The following is a 4,319-nucleotide window of genomic DNA, read 5'->3' on the forward strand; positions in this document are numbered from 1 at the left end:
GCACAGGCCTCATGGCGTGGCCCCTCATCTCCCATGCCCCGCCGCTCACCGCGCAGGTGGTCCTCTCCGTACTCACAGGCGTCTCCGCACTCGCCATCGCTGCCCCACACGTCACCGGGCTGAGCGAGAGGACCGAAGAGACCATCAAACTGTGCGGCTCATACGCAACCATCCACGGCGAACTGCTCAGAGCACAACAACGACTCAACGAGGGATCCGCAGAACACACAACACACGTGGCCGAGCTCATCCGCCAGTACGAGAACGTCACGGCACGCAAAGACGCCGCCCTCCCCCTGTCCGGACGCAGAAGCGGAGCACGACACCGAGCACGACTCCAGCCGGCCCGAAGCCAGGGGACCCACGGCAACCCTCCACACCACCCCGGGCGCCACCGACTTCAACCGTCCCGGTTCGGCGGGGAGCTGAACCCCTCCGCGGGGCGATCGGTGAGACCATGCCTCGCAGTGCGATCTCCGCCATCTCCGCTGCGGCCAGCACGAGTTCCGCCCGGCACGGGCGGCGGTCATCGACTTGTCCGCAGACGACTCGCCGTGCGACACACACAACAACGCCCAGACTCTCCAGGCCCACAACCACGCCTGGGTCCAGGACTGGAACGAGGACCCCAAGCCGATCATCTCGACCACAACAGCCGAGGAAATCCTCGACTCCCCCGCCCGCTCCTGCCAGCGGATCTCCGCGCAGGACCCCCGGGAGGGTCCCCCAAGCCATCGCTTCACAACAGGCGCTCATCCACATGAGCAGCCAACTGGCCACCGCCTGGATCGCCGTGCGTGAGCACGCAGCTTGGACAGCTGACGCCGGCCGGGGAGCCGCAGCAGCTGGGCGGACAGGCTGCCGGCGAGCCGACCGGTCATGAGGCTGACGGCCGCGAGGGCGAGCATTGCTTCGGAGTGCTGCGGGAGGCTCGCAGCCCCGGGCGCATCAGCGGCAGTGCAACAGCCACACAAGCGACCTCTCGACCACCCACCTAAGCGGCAGGATCACCAAGCCCTGGGCGCCCTTGGGCCTGCTCACCGCCCTGACCGCCAGCCCCCGGAAGAACTCCGCCCCGTCGACAGGCGCACCCGCACAGGCCGAGTCAGTCCACACGACAGCCAGTTCGGGATGTATCAGGCGAAGTCGAAAGAATACTTCGCCGACGGCCACGCTGTCGTGCACACCGGCCGGCGCCACCCCGACGAACAGGGGCAACCCCCGAGTGTCTACAACGATGTGTCTCTTCCCGCCCGGCACCTTCATCCCGCGTCAAAGCCGGACACGGACCGCGCCACCGTGGCGGCGACCCTGACGGACCGGGAGCCGATCACCGTGGCGACGGCGTGCGGCAACTTGCCCATGCTCCGCCGCACCCGGCGCCGCAGCTGGTCGCGGATGAGGATGAAGACCCCGGCCGCACCCCACCGGGTGAACAACCCGAACACCGTCTTGAAGAAAGGGAAGCCCTGCGGCAAAGCTCCCCACTTGCCTCCCGTGTCAACGACCAGTTGAGTTCGGGCTTGCTCCCGCGATCCGAATGGAAGATCACGCCACGGACGTCCCCACCGCGGGTGGCCGCTGCCATGTTCAGCGCGGCCACGACCAGGTCCGCGTCGTGGTGGGCGCCCATCGCGTAGCCGAGCAGGCGCCGGGAGAACAGGTCGATGACCGTGGCGAGACAGAGCTTGCCCTCCTCGGTGACGATCTCCGTCATGTCGCCCGCCCAGACGAGATCGGGTTCCTCGGCGGTGAAGTCCCGCTTGACGAAGTCGGGGCCGCAGGCCGCTTCCCCGGCCTGGTCAGCCCGCTTCGGCGTCTCACCGCCCGGGCGACGAGGCCGGGTTCGGCCATCAGCTTCACGACGGTGTTCACCGAGACCCGCCAGCCCTTGCGGACCAGCAGGATGAAGATCTTCGGTGATCCGTAGGTGCCACCAGACTCGGTGAAGATCTCCTTGATCTCGTCGGCCAGCCGCTTTCTGCGCAGTTCACGCCCGGTGGGCCGCCGGTCGCGCCACTTGTAGAACCATGACTCGCTCACGCCGGGAGCGCGGCACGAGACGGTGTGCGGGATGCCGTGCCCGGTCCTGTTGTCGCTGATCACCCCGGCCACGGCGGCCGGGTCCGCCGCAGCTACGTCACCCACGGGACCATGCAGCGTTCGAGGACATCCGCGACCTCACCCGGTCCTTGGACACCCGGCTACGGCGGCTCGGCGCACCGGTGGCCAGCCACTTCCACACCGGCACTCACCATCCGGCGTACGGGGAACGGGAGTTGCACCACTCCCTGCCCATGCTGCTGCGTGCCCTGGGAGCGTGATCGGGCGCGCGTCAGTCCTGGGTGCGGGAGTCTCCGGCGTCCGGCGGCGTGGCGGGCCGGGGCACCTTGGCAGGCGCGGTGGTGGGGCCGGGGGTGACGGTCTCTCCCTCGATCACGCGGGGCGTCGTCGGCTCCCCGGCCAGCGCCTGCTCTTCCTTCATGGCCCTGGCCTCGGCCTTGAGGATGCGGGCCGACTTGCCCGCGGAGCGGGCGAGGTCGGGGAGCTTCTTGGCGGCGAGAACGGCTATGACGACGATGAGGATGATCGCGAGCTCGCTCAGTCCGAACATGCGGGTCCTGTCTGCTGTTGTGGCCCGGGCCGGGTGCGGCCGAGCGTATCGGGGGACGCGGGGACAGCGGTATCGCCGTCTCGGCTGGTGATCGGTTGCCGTGCCCGCCACGGGGGCGCCGGACCTGTGTTCTGCCCCCGGGCCTACAGGTGGGGTGCGATGGACGGCAGCAGGTCCTGGAAGGTGCGGCCGGTGGCTGGTTCGCCGATGGCCTTCATCTGCCAGTTTCCGCCGGTGCGGTGGACCTTGGCCATGATCTGGGCGGTGTGGTGGCCGCCTCCGGTGAGGGTGTAGCGGGCCAGTTCGGCTCCGGTGGTCTCGTCGACCAGGCGGCAGAAGGCGTTCTGCACTTCGGCGAAGGTCTGGCCGGTGAAGGAGTTGACCGTGAAGACGATCTGGTCGATCTGCGCGGGGACGCGGGCCAGGTCGACGAGGATGGCCTCGTCGTCGCCTCCGGCGCCGGCCCCGCCGGTGAGGTTGTCGCCGGTGTGCCGGACGGAGCCTTCGTCGCTGGTCAGGTGTTGGAAGAAGACGACGTCGACCGGCTGCCCGGCGGCGAAGAGTACGGCTGAGGCGTCCAGGTCGATTTCTCCGCCTCCGGTGAGTTTGGCGAGGAATCCTTTGCGGGGTGCGGCTTGCCAGCCCAGGCCCATCCGGACGGAGTTCAGGGCGCTGCCGTCGGCCTTGTTCAGGCTGATCTGCTGGCCCTTGGTCATGTTGACCGACATGGGGGTGCTCTCCTTCGGGTTTGGCGCTGCTGATGGAAGTGTGCGGGAGCGTCTGCTCGGCCGTCGGGACCGGCGCGGCCGTTATCCGGTGAGCGGAGGGCCGTTCTTGGAGCCGGCGGTGGGGGTGGCGGGGGAGGACGGTGGCGTCGGCGGCGCGGAGTCGAGGGGTGGATCCTCGCCGAGGTACCGGCGCAGGTGGGGCAGCATGCCGCGTTCCAGCAGGGCCTGCTGCCAGTCCAGCCGTGCCTGTTCCAGCCGGGCGGGGTGCGCGGAGGTGCCGCGCCCGCGTATCGCCGTGCCCAGCAGTGCGGCGAGGGCGATGAGGGTGCTTGCGGCTGCAATGAGAGCGAGGACCCAGCCGGCGGTGATGAGCGAGCCGGGCAGTGTGCCCCGAACGTCGGTCAGCTGCGGCAGGTAGCCGAGTATGAGCAGGACAGCGGCGGACGAGGCGGCCACCGGTGGTGTGAGCACCGCGAGGGCGGCCATCAGGCCGGCGCCGGCGGGCCGGCGCGGGGCGGCCTCCTCGGCGGACGTGCTCAGGGCGAGACGGGTGAGATAGGCGTGGTACTCGCTGTGTGCCGCGGCCGTGATCTCGTTGATGTCGGCGAGTGCCCGGATGCGCAGGCGCGTGGCGGCGCGGCCGGTCGGGTCGGCGCGCAGAGCGCTCAAGATGTCCGGGGTGTTCAGCGCCAGGTGCAGTACGGCCTCGAAGTCCGCCCGGTCCTCGGGGCGGAGGCCAGAGGGGTCGGCCACGTGGTCTCCTGAGGGGTGGGGGTGCTTCGGCGCTGGAAGAGGGTGTGCCCGCCCCGGGGGAGCAGGCCCGGGGGGCGGGCCCGGCTGTGTCAGACGTTGACGCCGAAGTCGGCGGCGATCCCGGCCAGCCCGGATGCGTACCCCTGGCCTACGGCGCGGAACTTCCACTCGGCGCCGTTGCGGTAGAGCTCGCCGAAGACCATCGCGGTCTCGGTGGCGGCGTC

At 69.9% G+C, this 4,319-nt stretch carries 8 protein-coding genes and 1 pseudogene; 1 reads left to right on the plus strand and 8 read right to left on the minus strand.

Annotated features, from left to right (window positions below):
* Positions 1 to 948: 948 nt before the first annotated feature.
* The 4 genes and pseudogenes from ACTWQJ_RS47225 to ACTWQJ_RS47240 form a co-directional block, all read right to left on the minus strand.
* The gene (locus ACTWQJ_RS47225; protein ID WP_443312542.1) at positions 949 to 1,266 is read right to left on the minus strand and encodes a transposase; all 318 of its coding nucleotides are present in this window, start codon (positions 1,264 to 1,266) and stop codon (positions 949 to 951) included.
* Positions 1,263 to 1,478 (minus strand): hypothetical protein, encoded by a 216-nt coding sequence (locus ACTWQJ_RS47230; protein ID WP_443312549.1) that lies wholly within the window; start codon positions 1,476 to 1,478, stop codon positions 1,263 to 1,265. The genes ACTWQJ_RS47225 and ACTWQJ_RS47230 overlap by 4 nt, the downstream gene beginning before the upstream one ends.
* Before the next feature lie 107 nt (positions 1,479 to 1,585).
* Positions 1,586 to 1,717: pseudogene (locus ACTWQJ_RS47235) on the minus strand (IS3 family transposase); the annotation flags it as partial.
* Positions 1,714 to 2,148 carry an IS3 family transposase gene (locus tag ACTWQJ_RS47240; RefSeq protein ID WP_443312543.1) on the minus strand — a complete coding sequence of 145 codons (435 nt, stop codon included), beginning with the start codon at positions 2,146 to 2,148 and terminating at the stop codon, positions 1,714 to 1,716. The gene ACTWQJ_RS47240 and the pseudogene ACTWQJ_RS47235, both read right to left, overlap by 4 nt.
* Positions 2,149 to 2,192: 44 nt before the next feature.
* On the opposite strand from ACTWQJ_RS47240, the gene ACTWQJ_RS47245 reads away from it, so the two are divergent.
* The gene (locus ACTWQJ_RS47245) at positions 2,193 to 2,324 is read left to right on the plus strand and encodes a hypothetical protein (RefSeq protein ID WP_443312544.1); all 132 of its coding nucleotides are present in this window, start codon (positions 2,193 to 2,195) and stop codon (positions 2,322 to 2,324) included.
* Between the two features lie 11 nt (positions 2,325 to 2,335).
* Here the strand turns inward: ACTWQJ_RS47245 and ACTWQJ_RS47250 are convergent, their stop codons facing one another.
* The 4 genes from ACTWQJ_RS47250 to ACTWQJ_RS47265 all read right to left on the minus strand — a co-directional run.
* Positions 2,336 to 2,614 (minus strand): twin-arginine translocase TatA/TatE family subunit, encoded by a 279-nt coding sequence (locus ACTWQJ_RS47250; protein ID WP_443312545.1) that lies wholly within the window; start codon positions 2,612 to 2,614, stop codon positions 2,336 to 2,338.
* 143 nt (positions 2,615 to 2,757) lie between these two features.
* Positions 2,758 to 3,342 carry a TerD family protein gene (locus ACTWQJ_RS47255; RefSeq protein ID WP_443312546.1) on the minus strand — a complete coding sequence of 195 codons (585 nt, stop codon included), beginning with the start codon at positions 3,340 to 3,342 and terminating at the stop codon, positions 2,758 to 2,760.
* 81 nt (positions 3,343 to 3,423) lie between these two features.
* Positions 3,424 to 4,095, minus strand: a complete 672-nt coding sequence (locus ACTWQJ_RS47260) for a hypothetical protein (protein WP_443312547.1) — start codon at positions 4,093 to 4,095, stop codon at positions 3,424 to 3,426.
* 89 nt (positions 4,096 to 4,184) lie between these two features.
* Positions 4,185 to 4,319, minus strand: a 135-nt coding sequence (locus ACTWQJ_RS47265) for a TerD family protein (protein WP_443312548.1), incomplete at its 5' end; no start/stop codon positions are given.

It is taken from the genome of Streptomyces sp. KR55 (assembly GCF_052245645.1).
GTDB classification, from domain to species: Bacteria; Actinomycetota; Actinomycetes; order Streptomycetales; family Streptomycetaceae; genus Streptomyces; species Streptomyces flavusporus.

Excerpts from the sequence above, each read along its gene's own strand:
- ACTWQJ_RS47255 (WP_443312546.1), bottom strand. The coding sequence starts at position 3,342 with ATGTCGGTCAACATGACCAAGGGCCAGCAGATCAGCCTGAACAAGGCC.
- ACTWQJ_RS47250 (WP_443312545.1), bottom strand. The coding sequence starts at position 2,614 with ATGTTCGGACTGAGCGAGCTCGCGATCATCCTCATCGTCGTCATAGCC.
- ACTWQJ_RS47225 (WP_443312542.1), bottom strand. The coding sequence starts at position 1,266 with ATGAAGGTGCCGGGCGGGAAGAGACACATCGTTGTAGACACTCGGGGG.